Genomic DNA, 20514 nt, shown 5'->3' with positions numbered 1-20514 from the left:
ATCGGCAAGCAACATATGCTCGGCGGTTGTTCAAATCTGTCTCTTTTTACCAAGCAGGCCACAGTGACTCATTCAAATCCTGGGCCGATTAAGGAAGGCGCCCTAGGACCCTACGCCCTGATACAGGGCTCGTCACCGGCAGGCTCACTCGCCCCGCTCGAAGAAATTACCCAGGGTCGCCAGCTCCCGGGTACGGGGGATGGCGGGCAGGCTCTTGATGAAGGTGGCGCCATAGGGTTTGTTGACCATGCGTGGATCACAGATCACCAGTACGCCGTGATCAGTGCGATCACGGATGAGCCGCCCCACCCCCTGCTTGAGGGCGATCACCGCCTTGGGCAGCTGGATATCGGCGAAGGGATCGCCGCCCTTGAGCTTGCAATCATCGACTCTCGCCTTGAGCAGCGGGTCGTCTGGGCTGGCAAACGGCAGCTTGTCGATGATAACACAGGAGAGCGCGGCCCCCCGTACGTCTATCCCCTCCCAGAAGCTGCTGGTGGCCACCAGCACGGCACGGCCATTCTCCACGAAGGTCTTGAGCAGCCGCTGCTTGCTGTCCTCCCCCTGCAGCAACACGGTGCGGCCTATCTCCCGGCGCAGCACCTCGGCCACCTGCCGCATCACCTGATGGCTGGTGCAGAGGAAGAAACAACCTCCCGGCGTCTTGTTGATGAGCGGGATCATCAGCTGGGCCAGCGCCTCGCCCCGGCCGAAGGCATTGGGCTCAGGCAAGAAGCGGGGCACGCACAGCCGCGCCTGCTCCCCATAGTCGAACGGGCTGTCGAGGATGAGCTCGGCGCTGCCGGCGAGCCCCAACTCGGTCTTGAAGTGATCGAAGCGGTTGTCCACCGTCAGGGTCGCCGAGGTAAACACCCAGGCCACCTCGGGGCGCAGCACCTCGGCACCAAACCGTTCGGCCACCGACAAGGGGGTGAGATTGAGGGAGAAGTGCAGCCGCGAGCAGTCATACCAGTAGGAGAAGCCGGTCTGGTTGATGGCCAGCACCTCGCCGAGGCGGGTGCGCAGCTCGCAGATCCGCTCGAAGGCATGATCCAGCTGCTCGCCACGTCCCAGCGCGAGTTTGAGCACCTCGTAGCAGAGCCCGAGCGCATCGTTGAGCCGGGCCAGCGCCTGAGCCCAGAGCGACAGGCGCAGCATGTCGCGGGTGTTGCCACGACCGCCATCCACCCCGAAGGCGAGGCGCAGATCCTGGCTGGCGATGGCGAGTCGGTCCGCCGCCTTGCCGAGCTGCCCCATGTCGTGGGCCTCGGCGCGATAGGCAAGCTGGATGTCCTGCGCCAGATCCAGGATGGTGCGGCTGCCCACCGACTTGCCGAAGTAGTTGGTGGCGATCTCCGGCAGCTGGTGCGCCTCGTCGAACACATAGACCTGCGCCTCGGGCACCAGCGCGCCGAAGCCGGTGTCTTTCACCGCCATGTCGGCGAAGAAGAGGTGATGGTTGATCACCACCACCTGGGCATCCATGGCGCGGCGGCGGGCCACCACCAGGTGGCAGTCATCGTAATAGGGGCAGTCGCGACCGAGGCAGTTATCGTTGGTGCTGGTGACGTGAGCGAGGATCTCGGCGTTCTCCTGCAGCCCCGGAATGTCCCCCACATCGCCGGTCTCGGTGGCGGTGGACCAGGACTTCACCTTGACCAGATCGCTCAGCACCTCCGGCTTCTGCAGGTGGGACTCCCCGAGCAGGCGGTTCATCCGCTCGATGCACAGGTAGTTGCTGCGCCCCTTGAGCAGGGCCACCGGCGGGGTGTAGGAGAGCGCCGCCGTGATGGTGGGCAGGTCCCGGTAGAAGAGCTGCTCCTGCAGATTCTTGGAGCCGGTGCTGATCACCACCCGCTTGCCGGACTCCAGCGCCGGTACCAGATAGGCATAGGTCTTGCCCGTCCCCGTTCCCGCTTCCACCAGCAGGCGCCCGCCACTCTGGATGGCGCGGGCCACCGCCTCGGCCATGGCCAGTTGCGGCGCACGGGCGACGAAGCCATCGATGTGGCTGGCCAGGGGGCCGTCAGGCTTGAACAGGGTCTGTATGGTCAAAGGGGTATCCCGCGCAAAAGCGGGCATTATGCCAAAAGAGCGGGGAAAGCGGGATCGCTAAATCTCATCCCGATTCTGGGTCTCCCCCTAGGGGCGCTCATGCTCCCTTTCCTCTGGGCGGGAGAGGCGGAATGCTGACCAGGCTCAGACGAAGAGATCGATGCGATGCTCGGGATCGGGTTTGTGATCATCGCTCTTAGCCCCCTTCTGATCATGCTTTGCCTGCGACTGAGGCTGCTGCCGTGGCTGGGAGCCTTCGCCGTCTGCGCTGGTTTTGCGCAACTTATGCTTCTGGCTGATCTGGGTCACCTCCCGCTTGATGTCGTCCGGGCTCGGCGCGGCCGGTGCCCGCGGCAAGATGGGGAATAACAGGTCCTGGCTGGGCATAGTGATCACTCCTCAGGCTATCTTGTTTAGTTATCGACCAGAAAACCGTTTTCTCCACTTTAATCGGGTAAATCACAATTTCAGGTTGCATTTTCTGTCAAGGCAGGTAGTTTAAATCAGGCGTCAACTACGACATCTTATTTGTAAAGGATTGATTACATGAAGTTCACCCTGCTGAAGACTCATCATCACCATCATCATCCCGACTAGTCTTTCAGGAGGTTGACTGCTGGAAGACACTTAACTGGTGACTTCCAAAAGGACCGCAAGATTCATAAACCCTCGGAAGCACACACTTCCGAGGGTTTTTTCGTTTTTGACTAGAAGGAAATCGAGCAATGGAAACACAACGTCTACGCATCGCCATGCAAAAGTCCGGTCGCCTGAGCCAGGACTCCCAGGCCCTGTTCAAGAGCTGCGGCCTCAAGATCAACCTGCGCGAACAGCGTCTCATCGCCCACGTGGAGAACATGCCCATCGACATCCTGCGGGTGCGCGATGACGACATCCCGGGCCTGGTGATGGAAGGGGTGGTCGATCTTGGCATCATAGGCGAGAACGTACTCGAAGAGGTGCAGCTCATCCGCGCCGCCCAGGGTCAGCCTTTCGCGGTCAAGACCCTCAAGCAGCTCGACTTCGGCGGCTGCCGTCTCTCCCTCGCCATTCCCGATGACGTGGAGTATCAGGGCCCCGCCAGCCTGGCGGGCAAGCGCATCGCCACCTCCTACCCCGGTCTGCTCAAGCGTTTCTTCGACGAGCAGGGCTTGAGCTTCAAGAGCGTGATGCTGGGTGGCTCGGTGGAAGTGGCGCCGCGCGCCGGCCTGGCCGACGCCATCTGCGATCTGGTCTCCACCGGCGCGACCCTGGAGGCCAACGGCCTCAAAGAGGTGGAGGTGATCTACCGCTCCAAGGCGGTGCTGGTGCAGGCGCCGAATCCGCTGAACGATGCCAAGCAGGCCATCATCGACAAGCTGCTGCCCCGCATCCAGGGCATGCAGCAGGCGCGCGAGAGCAAGTACATCATGCTGCACGCCCCGAAAGACAAGCTGGCCGCCATCACCGATCTGCTGCCCGGCGCCGAGCGCCCGACCATCATGCAGCTGGCCGGTGACACCAATCAGGTGGCGCTGCACGTGGTATCCAGCGAAACCCTGTTCTGGGAGACCATGGAACAGCTCAAGGCCCTCGGTGCCAGCTCCATTCTGGTGCTGCCCATCGAGAAGATGATGGAATAGGAGGGGACACCATGCAGACCCTGATCTGGAAGACCCTCTCCCCCGCCCAGCAGGCCGACGTGCTGACCCGGCCCGCCCTTGGCGACGAGGCCGACATCGGCGCCGTGGTGAAGGAGATCATCGGTGCCGTGCGCAGCCGGGGCGACGAGGCCCTGCAAGAGCTCAGCCTGCGTTTCGAGCGCGCCCCCCGCGAGCAGCTGCGGGTCAGCGAGGCCGAGATAGACGCCGCCTGCGCGCGCCTGGATGACGATATCAAGGCCGCCATCAACGCCGCCATCACCAATATCCGCACCTTCCACGCCGCCCAGGCACAGCCGGTGATCCGGGTCGAGACCCAGCCCGGCGTGCTGTGCGAGCTGCGCACCCAGCCCATCAACCGGGTCGGCCTCTATGTGCCGGGGGGCAGCGCCCCGCTCCCCTCCACCGTGATGATGCTGGCCATTCCGGCCGCCATCGCCGGCTGCCGCGAGCGGGTGCTCTGCACCCCGTCCCCCCCCAGCGACGAGATCCTGTTTGCCGCCCGCGCCTGCGGCGTGGAGAAGGTGTTCGCCATCGGCGGCGCCCAGGCCATCGCCGCCATGGCCTATGGCACCCAGAGCATCCCCAAGGTGGACAAGATCTTCGGCCCGGGCAACGCCTATGTGACCGAAGCTAAGGGCCAGGTCTCCCGCGACTGGCGCGGCGCCGCCATCGACATGCCGGCCGGCCCCTCCGAGGTGCTGGTCATCGCCGACGAGAGCGCCAACCCCGCCTTCGTGGCGGCGGACTTGCTCTCCCAGGCCGAGCACGGCCCGGACAGCCAGGTGGTGCTGGTCACCACCTCGCCGCTGCTGGCCGATGCCATCGCAGGGGAAATCAAAGGCCAGCTCGCCCTGCTCAGCCGGCGCGACATCGCCGCCAAGGCGCTGGGGGCCAGCCTGGTGATTCTGTGCGACGATCTGGATGAGGCCTGCGCCATCTCCAACGCCTATGCCCCCGAGCATTTGATCGTGCAGACCAAGGCGCCGCGGGATCTGCTGGACAGGCTCGAGAACGCCGGCTCCATCTTCCTCGGTCAGTGGACACCGGAGTCGGTGGGGGATTACGCCAGCGGCACCAATCACACCCTGCCCACCTACGGCTATGCCCGCACCTGCTCCAGCCTGGGGTTGGCCGATTACCAGCGCCGCTACACCGTGCAGGAGCTGAGCGCCGAGGGCATCGCAGGCCTGGGCCCCATCGTCCAGCGCATCGCCCAGGCCGAGGGGCTCGATGCCCACAAAAACGCCGTCACCCTGAGGTTGAACGCCCTCGCCAGCATTTCTCAAAAGAATAAGCCGCAGAAGGATTTGTCATGAGCATCGCCAACCTGGCTCGCCGTGTGGTGCGGGCCCTCACCCCCTATCAATCCGCCCGCCGCATCGGCGGCAACGGCCACGTCTGGCTCAACGCCAACGAGGCGCCGCTGGCCTACCCCTTCACCATCGAGGGCAGCCGCCTCAACCGCTATCCAGAGTGCCAGCCGGCCGCGGTGGTGAACGGTTATGCCGCCTATGCCGGGGTAGAACCGGAGCAGGTGCTGGTGAGCCGGGGGGCCGACGAGGCCATCGAGCTGCTGATCCGCACCTTCTGCGAGGCGGGTCAGGATCAGATCCTCATCTGCCCGCCCACCTACGGCATGTACGCCATCAGCGCCGAGACCTGCGGCGTGGGCATCGTCGAGCTGCCGTTGACGGCCAGCCGCCAGCCGGACTGGCCCGCCATCGCCGATCGCCTGTCCGATGTGAAGCTGGTGTTCCTCTGCTCCCCCAACAACCCCACCGGGGATCTGGTGGGCCGCGGCGGCCTCATCGCCCTGCTGGAGAAGGCCAGGGATCGCGCCATCATCGTAGTGGACGAGGCCTACATCGAGTTCTGCCCTGAGGCATCGGTGGTGGATCTGCTGGCACGCTTCCCCAACCTGGTGGTGACCCGCACCCTCTCCAAGGCCTTCGCCCTGGCGGGGATCCGCTGCGGCTTCACCCTGGCCAATCCCGACGTCATCGCCATGCTGACCAAGGTGATCGCCCCCTACCCCATCCCCGAGCCCATCGCCCAGATCGCGGCCCAGGCCCTCAGCCCCATGGGGCTGGAACTGATGCAGGAGCGGGTGGCTGAGCTCAACCTGCAGAAGGCCCTCATCAAGGCCGAGCTGACGACGCTGCCCTGTGTGCGCGAGATCTTCGAGGACAAGGGCAACTTCGTGCTGGTGCGCTTCGTCGATGGCGCCACCGTATTCGCAGCCATGAAGGCCGCCGGCATCATCTTGCGGGATTTCTCCACCAAGCCGGGCCTCGAAAACAGCATCCGCATCACCATCGGCTATCGGGGTGAGATGGACGCCGTGCTCGCCGTGTTGCGCGATCTGCCCGCCCCTCGTTTATAAGGATGTAACTCATGAAGACCCCGTTTTTGTTTATCGACCGCGACGGCACCCTGATCGAAGAGCCGGTGACCGACAAGCAGGTGGACAGCCTCGCCAAGCTGCGCTTCGAGCCCATGGTGATCCCGGTGCTGCGCGAGCTGCAGGCCGCCGGCTATGTGCTGGTGATGGTGACCAACCAGGATGGGCTGGGCACTGCCAGCCTGCCGCTGGAAAACTTCCAGCCGCCCCAGGACCTGATGATGCACCTGTTCGAATCCCAGGGGGTTCACTGGGAGCGGGTGCTGATCTGCCCCCACTTCCCCACCGACGGTTGCAGCTGCCGCAAGCCGAACCTCGGGCTGGTGAAGGAGTATCTCGCCTCGGGTCGCATCGATTTTGCCAATTCCTTCGTGATAGGCGACCGGCAGACCGATCTGCAGCTTGCCGAGAACATGGGCATCCGTGGCATCCGCTACCAGCCGCAGGATCACGACTGGCTCGCCATCCGTGATCAGCTGCTGTCCAAGGGCCGCGTCGCCGAGGTGGAGCGCTACACCAAGGAGACCCGCATCCAGGTGGCGGTGGATCTCGACAAGAGCGGTGGCAACCAGATCGCCACCGGCATCGGCTTCTTCGATCACATGCTGGATCAGATCGCCACCCACGCCGGTTTCCGCCTCAGGCTGAAAGTCAGCGGCGATCTGCACATCGACGATCACCACACGGTGGAAGATGTAGGGCTGGCGCTCGGTCAGGCCCTGCGCCAGGCGCTGGGTGACAAGCGCGGCATCGGTCGCTTCGGCTTCGTGCTGGCGATGGACGAGGTGCAGGCGGTGATCGATGGCCGCCCTCGTCAAGCCGCTGACGCCCCCTCCCTCACCGAGCTGGACGTAGCCACCGCACTGGATCTGAGCGGCCGCCCCTACTTCGTGTTCGACTGCCCGAGCGGCTTTGGTCGCGACAGCGTGGGGGAGATGGCCACCGAGATGGTGCCCCACTTCTTCCGCTCCCTGTCGGATGCCATGGCCATCACCCTGCAGATGAAGGTCGGCAGCGGCAACACCCACCACCAGGTGGAGGCCCTGTTCAAGGGTTTCGGCCGCGCCCTGCGCCAGGCCATCCGGGTGGAAGGGAGCGAGCTGCCCTCCAGCAAGGGGGTGCTGTGATGGCTAACCAGAACCTCGTTATCACCGATGATGCCTTGATGGTGCCAAGCTCGCAGACATCCATGGGGAGGCGTACCCGATGAGCAATCAGAAACTGGTGATCATCGACACCGGCTGCGCCAACCTGGCCTCGGTGCGGATGGCGTTCGAGCGCCTCGGCGTCACGCCGCTGGTGAGCCGCGACGCGGCCGATATCGAGCGGGCGGACAAGCTGATCCTGCCCGGGGTCGGCACCGCAGTCGCCGCCATGCGCAACCTCAACGAGCGCAACCTGGTGCCGCTGATCCGCGCCGCCCGCCAGCCGCTGCTGGGTTTTTGCCTCGGCATGCAGATGCTGGCACAGACCTCCGAGGAGACCATGTGTGGAAATGAAAAGCCGGGTGAGGGCTTGATCGACTGCCTCGGCATAGTACCGGGCCGGATCCGGCTGATGGAGGTGGGCAACCTGCGCCTGCCCCACATGGGCTGGAACCAGATCGAGCACGACGAAACTCACCCGCTGCTCAGAGGCATCCCCAGCGGCAGCTACTTCTACTTCGTCCACTCCTATGCCCTGGAGGTGACGGCGGCGACCCTGGCCAGCTGCGACTATGGCGCCCCCTTCACCGCCATCGTCGGGCAAGACAACTTCTTCGGCGCCCAGTTCCACCCGGAACGTTCCGGCGCGGCCGGGGCCCGTTTGCTACAAAACTTTCTGGAGCTGTGACAAGGATGATCATTCCCGCCATTGATTTGATTAACGGCCAGGTCGTTCGCCTCTACCAGGGCGACTACGGCCAGAAGACCGAATACAGCAGCAGCCCCCAGGCGCGCTTCGATGAGTATGTGACCCAGGGGGCGCTGCAGCTGCACCTGGTGGATCTGGACGGCGCCAAGGATGCCAAGGCGCGCCAGCTCGCGCTCATCACCCAGCTGCTGTCGGCCACCGAGGCGCCGGTACAGGTGGGTGGCGGCGTGCGCACCGAGCAGGATGTGGCCGATCTGCTGGCCGCCGGTGCCAATCGGGTGGTGATCGGCTCCACCGCCGTCAAGTCCCCCGAGCTGGTGGCGAGCTGGATGGAGAAATACGGCCCAGAGCAGATAGTGCTGGCGCTGGACGTCAACATAGACCCGCAAGGCAATCGCCAGATCGCGGTGGCGGGCTGGCAGGAGAACAGCGGGGTGACCATCGAAGCACTGATCGAGCGCTTCCTCCCCGCCGGCCTCAGGCATGTGCTCTGCACCGACATCAGCCGCGACGGCACCCTCCAGGGCTGCAACGTCGCACTCTACCAGGATCTCTGCGCCCGCTTCCCCAGCGTGGCCTTCCAGGCCTCCGGTGGCATCGGCGGCCTGCAGGACATAGAGGCGCTCAAGGGCTCCGGCGTCAAGGGGATCATCCTCGGCCGCGCCCTGCTGGAGGGCAAGTTCTCGGCGGGTGATGCCATCGCCTGCTGGGCCGACGAGGCCAGCAGCCGCTGAGCGAAGGCAACGTGAGCCCGCTGCCCGCGGGCTCACGACTGGCGCGCCGTCGGGTCTGAGCCATCATTTATCCCTTAGTGACAATCGACTCTATACTCGACTGACCCATTTGCGTCGCGGAGGCGCCATGTTCACAGCCCAAGCCGCCACCATCCTGATCGTCGACGATGCACCCGAGAATTTGATGGTACTGACCGATCTGCTCACCCCCACCTACCGTGTGCTGGCCGCCCAGGGGGGCGAGAAGTGCCTGCGCATCGCCACCGGCTCGGCCCGGCCGGATCTGATCCTGCTGGACGTGATGATGCCGGACATGGACGGTTACGAGGTACTGCGAAGGCTGCAGTCAGATCCCTCCACCAGTTCCATTCCCGTGGTGCTGCTCACCGCCCTCTCCGATCCTCGCAGCGAGGAGCAGGGGCTGGCCCTCGGCGCCACCGATTACATCACCAAGCCCATCAACCCCGCCATCGTCCAGGCCAGGGTGCGCACCCAGCTGGAGGCCAAGCAGGCACGGGATGGACTGCAAAGCCAGAACGCGCTGCTGGAGGCCGAGGTGGCGAGGCGCATGACGGAAAATGATCTGATCCAGCAGGCCTCCATCCGCGCCCTCGCCCATCTGGCGGAGATCCGGGATCCCGAGACCGGCAATCACATCCTGCGCACCCAGCTCTATGTGCGCCAGCTCGCCATCGGTCTGGCGAGCCACCCCCGTTTCACCGACACTTTGACCCCCGCCTACATAGAGCTGCTGAGCCGCTCGGCCCCCCTGCACGACATCGGCAAGGTGGGGATCCCGGATCAGATCCTGCTCAAGCCGGGCAAGCTGACCCCCGAGGAGTGGCCCGTCATGCGCACCCATGCCAAGCTCGGCAGCGACGCCATCGAGGAGGCGGAGCGGGACATAGAGCAGCCGCTGGCCTTCCTCACCCTGGCCAAGGAGATAGCGCACTGGCACCACGAGAAGTGGGACGGCAGCGGCTATCCGGACGGGTTGAACGGCGATGCGATCCCGGTGTCGGCCCGTCTGATGGCGCTGGCCGATGTGTTCGACGCCCTCATCAGCGCCCGGGTCTACAAGCCCGCCATGTCGTACCAGCAGGCGCGCAGCCTGATCCTCGAGGGCTGCGGGCTGCACTTCGATCCGGACGTGGTGGCCGCCTTCGACGAACAGTTCGAGCAGTTCATCGCCATCGCCGAGCGCTACCGGGACGATCACGAGGTACCCCATGATTAAGCGTCTCCCGCTCAGGATGCCTGCATACCCCCTGCGGCGGCGTCACCTCCTCGCCATCCGGCCGGGACAAAGCACCCAACCCCCCGAGATCCCCAAGCTACCTGCGGAGCCTGCCCCATGAAGTGGTCATTCCCTCTGGATAGGCATCAACGGATAGGCGCCTGCCTGCTGGCCATACTGATGCCCCTGTTCGTCTTGCTGATCCGGCTCCAGCTGCCCATTCCCGTCGAGGAGCGGCCGCTGCTGGTGCTCTTCATGCTGCCCATCATCATCTGCGCCCTGCTGGGAGGGCTGCTGCCGGGGCTCATCAGCACCCTCAGCGTGGCCCTGATGACCGCCTATCTGCTCCTGCCGCCACGCTATGAGCTGTTCATCGCCAGCGGGCAGGATCAGGTGCAGTGGGGTCTGCTCATCGCCAACGGTTGCCTCATCAGCCTGCTGAGCGCGGCCATGCACCGCTCCCGCACCCGGGAGAACCAGCGCTGGCAGGAGCTGCTGAACACCCAGTCCCGACTGCAGCAGAGCGAGAAGCGTTTCCAGGCCACCTTCGAGCAGGCCGCCGTCGGCATCGCCCTGGTCTCCCCCACGGGGCGCTGGCTGCGGGTCAATCAGCGGCTGTGCGACATGGTGGGCTACCGAGCCGATGAGCTGATGGAGATGAGTTTTCAGCAGATCACCCACCCGGACGACCTCTTCATCGATCAGAGCTATGTCGATCAGGTGCTAGCCGGCGAGCGCCAGCACTACGCCCTGGAGAAGCGCTACCTGCGCAAGGGGGGCGAGGCATTCTGGATCACCCTGACGACCACCCTGGTCAAGGATCCCCAGGGAAAACCGGACTACTTCATCTCCATCATCGAGGACCACCAGCAGCGCAAGGAGACCGAGGCGGCCCTGCGCCGTAACGAGGTGATCCTGCGCGAATCCCAGCGGCTGGCCAAGATCGGCAACTGGCGCTGGCACATAGCCCAGGATACCCACTACTGGTCCCCGGAGATCTTTCGCATCTATGGCCGGGATCCGGCGCTCCCCCCCGCCGTCTATCCCGAGGTGAAGGACTATTTCACCGAGGAGGCATGGCGCACCCTGAGCGAGGCGGTGGATCGCTGCCTGCAATATGGCACCCCCTACGAGTGTGATGCCGAAGTCGTCACCCCCGGCGGGGAGGCCGCCTGGATCATCGCCCGTGGCGCCGCCATACGGGACGACGGCGGCGCCATCGTGGAGCTGTATGGCACAGTGCAGGACATCACGGATCGCAAGCTGGCCGAGCAGCAACTGCGGCAGCTGTCGCTGGCCCTGGAGCAGAGCCCGGACGGGATCTTCATCACCAACACGGCATCCTGCATCGAATATGTCAACGCCGCCTTCCTGGCCACCAGTGGCTACCAGGAGGAGGAGGTGCTGGGGCAGACCCCCCAGCTGTTCGACTCCGGCCTCACCCCGCCGGCCACCCATGTCGCCCTGCGGGATGCCCTCAAGCAGGGCCAACGCTGGCACGGGGAGTTCACCAACAGGCGCAAGGATGGTTCCCACTATCAGGTGATGGCCTCCGTCTCCCCCATCCGACGGGAGCATGCCCAGGTGACGCACTTCGTGACGGTGCAGGCCGACATCACCGAGAAGAAGCAGCTCGGGGAGGAGCTGGATCAGTACCGCTTCCACCTGGAGGAGATGGTCAGCGAGCGCACCCAGCAGCTGGCGCAGGCCCATCAGCGCGCCGAAAGCGCCAACCAGGCCAAGAGCGCCTTCCTCGCCAACATGAGCCACGAGATCCGCACCCCCATGAATGCCATCCTGGGCCTCACCTACCTGCTCAAGCGGGATGCCAAGGAGATCGCCCAGCACAATCGGCTGGAGAAGATAGACAACGCGGCCCAGCACCTGCTCACCCTGATCAACGACATCCTGGATCTCTCCAAGATAGACGCGGGCAAGATGGTGCTGGAATGCCACGACTTCTCCCTCGTCGCCATGCTGGATAACGTCTGCGCCCTGATGGACGAGCAGGCTAGCGCCAAGGGGCTCGACATTCAGGTCGATCTCGGCGGCACCCCGGTCTGGCTCAATGGCGACATCACCCGGCTGCGCCAGGCCCTGCTCAACTATGCCGGCAATGCCATCAAGTTCACCGATGCGGGCACCATCACCCTGAGGGTGCGGATGCTGCGCAAGCTGGTCAGCGGCTATCTGCTGCGCTTCGAGGTAGAGGACAGCGGCATCGGCATCACCGAGTTCCAGCGCGAGAAGCTGTTCCAGGCCTTCGAGCAGGCCGATGTCTCCACCACCCGCAAGTACGGCGGCACAGGCCTCGGGCTCGCCATCACCAGCCGGCTGGCCAGGCTGATGGGCGGCGAAGTGGGGGTCGACAGTACCCCCGGCAAGGGCAGCTGCTTCTGGTTCACCGCTCAGCTCGCCCCGGGCAAGAGCATCCCCCTGCCGGCGGTGCTGCCGAGTCAGCCCAAGCAGCCCTTCTTCTCACCCCATCCGGCGCGCCTGTTGCTGGTGGAGGACAACGCCATCAACCGCGAGGTGATCACCGAGCTGCTCACCGGCAGCGGCCTCACCATAGAGACGGCAGTCAACGGCCTGGAGGCGCTGGACAAGATCCGCGACCTGTCGTTCGATCTCATCCTGATGGACATACAAATGCCGTTGATGGATGGCTACAGCGCCACCCGCGCCATCCGGGCCCTGCCGGGTCAGGATCAGGTGCCCATACTGGCGCTCACCGCCAGCGCGTTCGAGGAGGACAGGAAGGCCTGCGAGAGCGCCGGCATGAACGACTTCATCACCAAGCCCGTGACCCCTGCCAGGCTGTTCGAGGCACTGCGGATGTGGCTGCCGGCGGGCGCCCCGTCGCAAGCCCCCAGCCGTCAGGTCGAACAGCTATCTCCTCCCCTCGCCCGTCTGCAGGAGCTGCCCGGCTGGGATATGGCGCAGGGGCTGGCGGCGCTGCAGGGGGATCAACAGAAATACCTCAGGCTGCTGCGCTTCTTCGCGGTCCAGCATCAGGGCGACACCGAGCGCCTGGCCGGGTGTCTGGCCGAGGGCGATCACGCCGGGGCCCTGGGGCTGGCCCACAGCCTGCGCGGCGCCGCCGCCACCCTGGGCCTGACCAGTCTGGCCGAGCAGGGACTGCAGCTGGAGCGGGTCCTGAGGGCAGGCGAAGAGGATCTGCTGGCCGCCCTGATCGGCGGTATTGGCCGGGATCTGCTCGAGCTGGCAAACCGGCTGGGCAGCGAGGACGAACCGGAGGATACCGCCTCCCCTCTGCCGAGCAGCCACTGGCAACAGCAGTTGTTGCGCCAGCTGGAGGCCTTGCTGGCCCAGAGCGACACCGCCGCCATCACGCTGTTCGAGCAACATGCCGGCGCCCTGCTCACCGGTCTCGGCGAGCGGGGCACCCTGCTGGCACAGCAACTACAAGGATTCGATTTCGACGGTGCCCTGCTCACCGTCAGGGGACTGAAACAGACAGAAGACGGCCTGCTGGCCTTCCACTTGGAGGGATCCGGCGCCATCACCCGGCATTGAGGAATGGCGGAGAAAGGGTTGGATCGGGGTGCTCACTCATGCTTATAGTGTGGGCTCTCCCGCCGCGGCCGGCCTTGCCACTTCGCCAGATGGGGCCTGCGGTTGCACCATGCCAACCCGCTTTATCCAGGATCGCGAGAACGCCAGCGTCAGCTGGCCGAATCGATTTGTTAACCGTGCTTTACATGGAGCAATGAGCATGTTGTCAAAGCGTATTATCCCCTGTCTCGACGTCAAAGATGGCGTTGTGGTCAAGGGCGTGCAGTTTCGCAACCACGAGGTGATGGGCGGCATAGTCGAGCTGGCCCGCCGCTACGCCGAGGAGGGTGCCGACGAGCTGGTGTTCTATGACATCACCGCCTCGAGCGACGCCCGTGTGGTAGACAAGAGCTGGGTGAGCCGGGTGGCCGAGGTCATCGACATCCCCTTCTGCGTCGCCGGCGGCATCAAGAGCGTGGAGGATGCCCGCCAGATCCTGGAGTTTGGTGCCGACAAGGTCTCCATCAACTCCCCGGCCCTGGCCGATCCCACCCTGATCACCCGACTGGCGGAGCGCTTCGGCGTGCAGTGCGTGGTGGTGGGCATCGACTCCTACTTCGATGCGGCGAGCGGCCAGTATCAGGTCAAGCAGTTCACCGGTGACGAGAGCCGCACCCGCACCACCAGCTGGACCACCCTGGAGTGGGTCAAGGAGGTGCAAAAGCGTGGCGCCGGCGAAATCGTGCTGAACGTGATGAACCAGGACGGCATGCGCCAGGGCTATGATCTCGAGCAGCTCAAGCTGGTGCGGGCCGTCTGCAAGGTGCCGCTGATTGCCTCCGGTGGTGCCGGCACCATGGCACATTTCCTCGATGCTTTTACCCAGGCCGACGTGGACGGGGCCCTGGCGGCCTCAGTGTTCCACAAGGGCCTCATCCCCATTCCCGAATTGAAACGCTGGCTGAAAAACGAAGGAGTCGCCATCCGTGAGTAATCAAGATGTTATGAACCAGGTCCCGCTGATCGAGCGCCTGGACTGGGCCAAATGTGATGGCATGATCCCCGCCATAGTGCAGCATGCCGCGAGCGGCCAGGTGCTGATGCAGGGCTTTATGACCAAGGAGGCCCTGGAGAAGACCCAGGCCACCGGCCAGGTCACCTTCTTCAGCCGCAGCAAGCAGCGGCTCTGGACCAAGGGCGAGAGCTCGGGCCATGTGCTCAAGCTGGTCGCCATCAGCACCGACTGCGACCAGGATTCCCTGCTGATCGCCGCCGACCCGGTCGGCCCCACTTGCCATCTGGGAACCCCTTCCTGCTTCGACGCTCACCCGCTGCCGCCGCTTGGCTTCCTCGCCGAGCTCGAGCAGATACTGGCCTCGCGCAAGGGGGCAGACCCGGCTACCAGCTACACCGCCAGCCTCTATGGCAAGGGCACCAAGCGCATCGCCCAGAAGGTGGGTGAAGAGGGGGTAGAAGTAGCCCTGGCCGCCATGGCGAAAGACAGAGAAGAGCTCATCAACGAATCCGCTGACCTGCTCTACCACCTCACCGTGCTGCTGCAAAACGAGGGGCTGGGCCTGCAAGATGTGGTACAGCGGCTGTATGAGCGCCACAACAAGTAGTCTTTGAACTGATATAAAAAAACGGGCCCGCTGGCCCGTTTTTTTATGCACCAGCGTCACCACCCTCCTCGTGGGAGGATTGACGCCTTTCAAGCCTATTTCTCGGGGATTAGCTCCGTTCGCCTGAGCGGGCTGGCGTGCTAGGACAGGCCGCGAGCATGATCCAGCCCCCTGTACAGGGAGTCGCGCTCCCCTGAGTCGGCGGCGATAATGGCGAACCGCCCTCATCTCCCCAAGCCAGGCTCAATGAACAAATTTCAGGTTTTCTCCACCCCGGCGGCGCCCGCCGCCTTCACCTTGCTCGACATGGCGTCGGCCAGCTTTCTGGCAGACAAGGCCGTCTTGCTGGCACAGGGATTCGAGGTCATCGGTGAACCCATACTGGCCGCCGATGCCCGCGCGGCGGCCAAATCCCATCGTCTCAACATGGCCGATCCCAGCCGCCCCTATGGTGGCTTCACAGCCACCGGGGCTTTTGTTTATACGCTGCTCCATGCCCCCCGGCTGTTTGGCAAGGGCAAACCGCCAAGGCGCTGACTGAAGCCGACCTGAATAAAGGCCCCTTTCGGCGCCGCAAATGGGGCCTGCCCAGCAGGAATGCCCCCAAGGATAATGATGGGACACAGTCCATCGCCAGAGGCCCTATGAGCAAATACCAGTTCTTCCGCCTGGGACAAGATCCCGCCAGCGTCACCTTCCTGCTGATGCCATCCCCCTCCTTCTTGCCCGCCAAGGCGCAACTGCTTGAGCAGGGCTTCGAGGTGGTGGGGGATTACATCGAGGCAGACAACGATCGCGAGGCCCTCGACAAGTTCAAAAGCGGCATGATAGAGCCGCTCACCGAGTACACCAAGGCCAGTGAAGCAGGGGGACTTTACTACTTCATCTCCGGCCTGTGGGAGGAGTTGAGCAAGCGCATCAGGGGCGCCAATCCTCCCCGCTGAGAGGCTAGGTTATGACAGACCCGCCATCTCTTCCCCAGCAAGCAGTGAGCCTGTTGAACTTGCAACAGGCCTTCGCAGAACGAAAGGCTGGGCCCTGCAAGACGTGGTGCAGCGCCCTCATGAGCGGCATCACAAATGATCGGTGTATTGATATCCGACGGCTCATCCGGCTTGCCTCGACCAGTTAAAGGGGTGAGTCTTTGTGATATTAAAAATAAACAAGAGGGAGGCCTTATGCCTCCCTTTTAAATCCGAGCAAGACCTTACAGTCAAATAATGGTTATGCCCGGGTTTATTGCTCAACATGAATAAAAAAGCATTCACGGCACAAGCCATTGACTGGCATTTGGCTTTCAATCAAACAGCTCGAATCCAAAGCCATCCAGTAAGTGGATTGCCTCAAGCCGTGTGAATTTAGTCCCTTTCAGGTGATTGTCCCGCACATCGATACGGTAATTTGTCGCCTCCCTGAAATCAGTACCGTTCAGGTTGGTATTGCCGAACATGCTTTCAGTAAAATCCGAGTATGAGAAATCGGATTTGCTGAAGTCGCCACCTCTGAAGTCCGCTGCCCTTACCTTGCACTCCTCCATGATCATCCCAGGAAATTTAAGACCAAAGAACGAGGAGTCATTTAAAATAGATTTTTTGAACATGAGCTGACCAGGCACCACAAACCTTGACCACTCGGCTTTTGTCCAGTCAACCCCGATAATTTTACACTCTTCGTAAAACACGGCTAAAAATCGGCTGCTATCAACCCGGAGGTTGCTCAGATCTGAATTTTTGAAGACGCAGTCAACGAACTTGCAACGTTGAAAATGGGCACCATTGAAGGAACAATTCACAAAGACACAGTCTTCAAATACTTTTGCGTAGATATGGGTGTCGGCGTACTTGAGACCATTGAACTCTTCTTGGTAATACTCGGCAATGCCGTCATCTATTCTATCTTTCATATTGAGCCTTATTGCGATAATTCTGTCATTCACGCTCAGTCTTCATTGAGTGCTGCTTGCAGTTTTTCGAGAAACCTGCCGATATGAATGCCATCAACAAAGGAGTGATGCACCTGTACGGAAAAAGGCAGCATGACACGGCCCTCTCTCTCGGAATACTTTCCCCAATTGAAAAGAGGGATGGCGTTCTCTTTGTCTCCGGAGAATGTATGAGACAGTTGCGTATATGAGAACCAAGGTAGCGGTGAAAATTGAAAAACATTGCCTCCCGCTGGCGCTGTAAAATACGCCTGTTGTGCAAGCGCGGCCTGCTGCGCCGCCAACACATAGGTCTGCAGCGTATCCGTCAATGGGGCTCCAACAACCTTGAATAACTCTGTTTCCTTGTCAAGGTAAGTAAACACAGTATTGATTTGATCGTATAGCACCACGCGCCCATCCAAGAATCAGTAGCGAAATGCCTCCACTTCATTTGCACACTTGGCCGTGACAAATATCATGGCAAAGGTGAAGTATGTCTCCAGCTTGCGAAGTTTATTGATAAACTTTGTCACATCCAACTCAACGGTCACGCCATAGAGTGGATTGCTGAAATTCTTGAAAATATTGCAATGGAGTGCACGCCCCCATTTGGTTTCATCAACCAGGAGATAATTTGACACAACAAATAAACCTATTTAAACTCGGTGAATAAATACGTCAAGTCATGAGCTGTTTATATTTAGATATCTTAAAATTCCAATCCAATCTGAACAAAGTCCACTCAAGCTGATTTGCCATCAATCAAGAGCTGTATCGCAGCGCCATAATGTTTGGCAATGATGTCAATCGGCGTTGCAAGCAGTGTTTCGTGCTGGATAACAGCCAATGAATTGATAAGCCCCCCCGTCTGGGCAGAAATAAGGTGTGCTCTCAACTCAGCATCCTGCCCCGGCAAACGTTGAGCAAGTTTCTCAACGAATCGAGTCCTAACGACATCCTGTAAACGGGTTCTTATCGTCTCGCTGTCAGAGGCCTGAACTAAAGACACATAGGAACTCATTTTATGTTTAATGTCGCCGGATATCAGCTCAAGAACGATACGGTATCCCATGCCATCCAATGAACCAGTGAGTGCTTTTTCACAAAAGTCGCTGATGGCCAGCGCTTCGAGAAAGAGCTCCTCCTTGGAGCCGAAATAGCGAATGATCAATGCCGGATCGACCCCTACTTCCTTTGCTATGGCCCTAAGGGAAGTCGCTCTATAGCCAGTTGAAGAGAAAAGTCTCCGGGCAACATCCGTGATCAAGGCTTTGGTTGCGTCGGCACCACTCAATTTCACCACCCCCTCTGTAATAGCATCCTTGATCATATTCCCCCCCTTTCTGATTCGTCATGATGAGCGATTCTAGGTATGTCACCCATGCAAGTCAACAGCGTTGACATCGATTATTCAACACCGTTGACTTGCACTGTCTAGCTATACGTCATGACCGAAGGGAATGAATTACCCTCACTCCAGCTGCTGGCGCAGCACGTATTTTTGCACCTTGCCGGTGGAGGTCTTGGGCAAGGGGGTGAAGATGATGCGCTTGGGGGCCTTGAAGTGAGCCATCTGCTCGCGGCAAAACGCGATCAGCTCCGCCTGGCTCAACTCCCTGCCCTCCTTGAGCTTGACGAAGGCGCAGGGCACCTCTCCCCACTTCTCATCGGGCATGGCGATCACCGCCGCCTCGTCCACGTCGGGATGGCGATAGAGCACATCCTCCACCTCCAGGCTGGAGATGTTCTCCCCGCCCGAGATGATGATGTCCTTGGATCTGTCCTTGATCTCCACGTAACCGTCCGGGTGCCAGACCGCCAGATCGCCGCTGCGGAACCAGCCTTCCGCCATCGCCTCCTCGCTGGCCGCCGGGTTCTTGAGATAGCCCTTCATCACCACATTTCCGCGCAGGAAGATCTCCCCCAGGGTCTTGCCATCCTGGGGCACCGGCTCGCCGCTGACCGGATTGGCGACCCGCATCTCCCCCTGCAGCGGTGAGGCCACCCCCTGGCGCGCCTTGAGCCGCGACAGGACGGTGGCATCCTGCCCCTGCCAGCTGCGCTGGGGCTCGCACACCACACAGGGGCCATAGGTCTCGGTCAGGCCATAGGTGTGGGTCACGGCTATCCCCATCGCCTCCATGCCGGCGATCACGGTGGCTGGCGGCGCCGCGCCGGCCGTCATCACCTTGATGGGGTGATCGAGCCCCTGCTTGAGCGCCTCGTCGGCGTTGTTGAGCATGTTGAGCACTATGGGGGCCGCGCAGAAGTGGCTCACCTTGTGGGTATGAAGGGCCTCATAGATGGCGCCCGCCTGCACATGGCGCAGGCAGACACTCACCCCGGCGGTGGCCGCCATCGTCCAGGGGAAGCACCAGCCGTTGCAGTGGAACATCGGCAGGGTCCACAGATAGACGGGATGCTTGGGCATCTCCCAGGAGAGCACGTTGTTGATGGCATTGAGGTGGGCACCGCGATGGTGGTAGACCACCCCCTTGGGGTTGCCGGTGGTGCCCGAGGTGTAGTTGAGGGAGATCGCCTGCCACTCGTCCCTCGGCAGCCAGCCGGGCTCCGCCCCATCGCCCGTGGCGATGAAGGCCTCGTAGTCGAGCTCGCTGACCAGCGCCCCCTGCTGATAGAGGGGATCGTCGATGGCGATGAGCAGCGGCGCGGCGTCGAGCAGGGCCAGCGCCTTGCCGACCACGGCGCCAAACTCCCTGTCCACCAGCAGCACCTTGCTCTGGGCATGCCGGAAGATGAAGGCCATGGACTCGGCATCGAGCCGGGTGTTGATGGTGTTGAGCACGGCGCCGCTCATGGGCACCCCGAAGTGGGCCTCGAACATCGCCGGAATATTGGGCGCCACGATGGAGACCGTGTCCCCCTCGCCTATCCCGTACCGGCGCAGGGCGGAGGCGAGCCTGCGACAACGAGCCTCGGTCTCGGCCCAGGTGCGGCTGAGGGGGCCGTGGATCAGCGCCGGATAGTCGGGATAGACCCGGGCGGCCCGCGTCAGAAAACTCAAGGGGGTCAGGGCCTCGAAATTGGCAGCACTCTGGTCGAGGCCAATCTCATAGATGTTCTGCTCTGTCATCGGGTTCCTTCCTCACATGTGGCACAAAGCGTTGACGTGCGATGGCCGCACCGCGGCCGGGAAACCACGCCTGGCATCATGCGGTGGCGGGTTTCTGATGGGAATGGCAGCGTATCAGGGGCCACCGGCGGCAGGTATTAGCAAAACGTCTTAGTCAGCCGCAGGCACAGGGCGCCGATGAGCGCCGCCCGACATCGGATCCGGGTGCATGTATTTTCATGATATCGAGGGCGATGCCGCCTCATATATTTACGGTCAGAATAAACCCCCAAACAATATGCATTGACCGGGCTGCCCATGCGCTCCCTATGACATATTTACCACATGGGCATTTGTTGTTATTTATATCCATCAAAAACCAGGAAATAGTTATGACTTATTTGAATGGGGAAGGCAGAACTTAATGGTCACAGACGACCATGCCCAAGGAAATA

Annotated in this window: 17 protein-coding genes, 1 pseudogene and 1 other annotated feature; of the genes and pseudogenes, 12 read left to right on the top strand and 6 right to left on the bottom strand. The window is 62.1% G+C overall.

Annotated elements, in window-relative coordinates:
- Positions 1–144 precede the first annotated feature (144 nt).
- Together EL255_RS10250 and EL255_RS10245 are read right to left on the bottom strand one after the other, a co-directional pair.
- On the bottom strand, positions 145–2055 hold the full coding sequence (locus tag EL255_RS10250; RefSeq protein ID WP_042654812.1) for a DNA repair helicase YoaA: 1911 nt from the start codon (positions 2053–2055) through the stop codon (positions 145–147).
- Positions 2056–2199: 144 nt separating this feature from the next.
- Positions 2200–2442, bottom strand: coding sequence for a hypothetical protein (locus EL255_RS10245; RefSeq protein ID WP_042654813.1), 243 nt, complete (start codon positions 2440–2442; stop codon positions 2200–2202).
- Positions 2443–2627: 185 nt separating this feature from the next.
- Positions 2628–2756 (top strand) — a sequence feature (His leader region).
- A gap of 24 nt (positions 2757–2780) precedes the next feature.
- On the opposite strand from EL255_RS10245, the gene hisG reads away from it, so the two are divergent.
- From hisG to EL255_RS10185, 12 genes are all read left to right on the top strand, one after another.
- The gene (hisG, locus tag EL255_RS10240; RefSeq protein WP_042654814.1) at positions 2781–3677 is read left to right on the top strand and encodes an ATP phosphoribosyltransferase; all 897 of its coding nucleotides are present in this window, start codon (positions 2781–2783) and stop codon (positions 3675–3677) included.
- 11 nt (positions 3678–3688) lie between these two features.
- The gene (gene hisD, locus EL255_RS10235; protein ID WP_042654815.1) at positions 3689–5014 is read left to right on the top strand and encodes a histidinol dehydrogenase; all 1326 of its coding nucleotides are present in this window, start codon (positions 3689–3691) and stop codon (positions 5012–5014) included.
- A complete protein-coding gene (gene hisC / locus EL255_RS10230; protein ID WP_042654816.1) occupies positions 5011–6081 on the top strand; it encodes a histidinol-phosphate transaminase in 1071 nt (356 codons plus the stop codon). The genes hisD and hisC overlap by 4 nt, the downstream gene beginning before the upstream one ends.
- Before the next feature lie 11 nt (positions 6082–6092).
- Positions 6093–7226: a bifunctional histidinol-phosphatase/imidazoleglycerol-phosphate dehydratase HisB gene (hisB, locus tag EL255_RS10225; RefSeq protein WP_042654817.1), complete on the top strand. Its 1134-nt coding sequence runs from the start codon at positions 6093–6095 to the stop codon at positions 7224–7226.
- Between the two features lie 79 nt (positions 7227–7305).
- Positions 7306–7932: an imidazole glycerol phosphate synthase subunit HisH gene (gene hisH, locus EL255_RS10220; RefSeq protein ID WP_042654818.1), complete on the top strand. Its 627-nt coding sequence runs from the start codon at positions 7306–7308 to the stop codon at positions 7930–7932.
- A 5-nt stretch (positions 7933–7937) separates the two neighbouring features.
- Positions 7938–8687 carry a 1-(5-phosphoribosyl)-5-[(5-phosphoribosylamino)methylideneamino]imidazole-4-carboxamide isomerase gene (gene hisA / locus EL255_RS10215; protein WP_042654819.1) on the top strand — a complete coding sequence of 250 codons (750 nt, stop codon included), beginning with the start codon at positions 7938–7940 and terminating at the stop codon, positions 8685–8687.
- A 127-nt stretch (positions 8688–8814) separates the two neighbouring features.
- On the top strand, positions 8815–9924 hold the full coding sequence (locus tag EL255_RS10210; protein WP_042654820.1) for a response regulator: 1110 nt from the start codon (positions 8815–8817) through the stop codon (positions 9922–9924).
- A 117-nt stretch (positions 9925–10041) separates the two neighbouring features.
- Positions 10042–13461, top strand: a complete 3420-nt coding sequence (locus tag EL255_RS10205) for a PAS domain S-box protein (protein WP_042654821.1) — start codon at positions 10042–10044, stop codon at positions 13459–13461.
- A 199-nt stretch (positions 13462–13660) separates the two neighbouring features.
- Positions 13661–14434: an imidazole glycerol phosphate synthase subunit HisF gene (hisF, locus tag EL255_RS10200; RefSeq protein WP_042654862.1), complete on the top strand. Its 774-nt coding sequence runs from the start codon at positions 13661–13663 to the stop codon at positions 14432–14434.
- Positions 14427–15062: a bifunctional phosphoribosyl-AMP cyclohydrolase/phosphoribosyl-ATP diphosphatase HisIE gene (hisIE, locus tag EL255_RS10195; RefSeq protein WP_042654822.1), complete on the top strand. Its 636-nt coding sequence runs from the start codon at positions 14427–14429 to the stop codon at positions 15060–15062. The genes hisF and hisIE overlap by 8 nt, the downstream gene beginning before the upstream one ends.
- 246 nt (positions 15063–15308) lie before the next feature.
- Positions 15309–15599 (top strand): hypothetical protein, encoded by a 291-nt coding sequence (locus EL255_RS10190; protein WP_042654823.1) that lies wholly within the window; start codon positions 15309–15311, stop codon positions 15597–15599.
- 107 nt (positions 15600–15706) lie between these two features.
- Positions 15707–16006 carry a hypothetical protein gene (locus EL255_RS10185; RefSeq protein WP_042654824.1) on the top strand — a complete coding sequence of 100 codons (300 nt, stop codon included), beginning with the start codon at positions 15707–15709 and terminating at the stop codon, positions 16004–16006.
- A 353-nt stretch (positions 16007–16359) separates the two neighbouring features.
- Here the strand turns inward: EL255_RS10185 and EL255_RS10180 are convergent, their stop codons facing one another.
- The 4 genes and pseudogenes from EL255_RS10180 to EL255_RS10165 all read right to left on the bottom strand — a co-directional run bounded on the left by EL255_RS10180 (position 16360) and on the right by EL255_RS10165 (position 20080).
- Positions 16360–16998, bottom strand: a complete 639-nt coding sequence (locus EL255_RS10180; protein WP_048823231.1) for a pentapeptide repeat-containing protein — start codon at positions 16996–16998, stop codon at positions 16360–16362.
- Between the two features lie 2 nt (positions 16999–17000).
- Positions 17001–17627: pseudogene (locus EL255_RS10175) on the bottom strand (CatA-like O-acetyltransferase).
- A gap of 101 nt (positions 17628–17728) precedes the next feature.
- A complete protein-coding gene (locus EL255_RS10170; protein WP_042654825.1) occupies positions 17729–18316 on the bottom strand; it encodes a TetR/AcrR family transcriptional regulator in 588 nt (195 codons plus the stop codon).
- 141 nt (positions 18317–18457) lie between these two features.
- Entirely contained in the window at positions 18458–20080 is a 1623-nt protein-coding gene (locus EL255_RS10165; protein ID WP_042654826.1) for an acyl-CoA synthetase, read from the bottom strand.
- Positions 20081–20514: the final 434 nt, after the last annotated feature.

Origin of the sequence: Aeromonas encheleia, from assembly GCF_900637545.1 — a bacterium.
GTDB lineage: Bacteria > Pseudomonadota > Gammaproteobacteria > Enterobacterales > Aeromonadaceae > Aeromonas > Aeromonas encheleia.
Note: the sequence above shows the minus strand (reverse complement) of the source record. Positions and strands in the feature narration are given on the sequence as shown.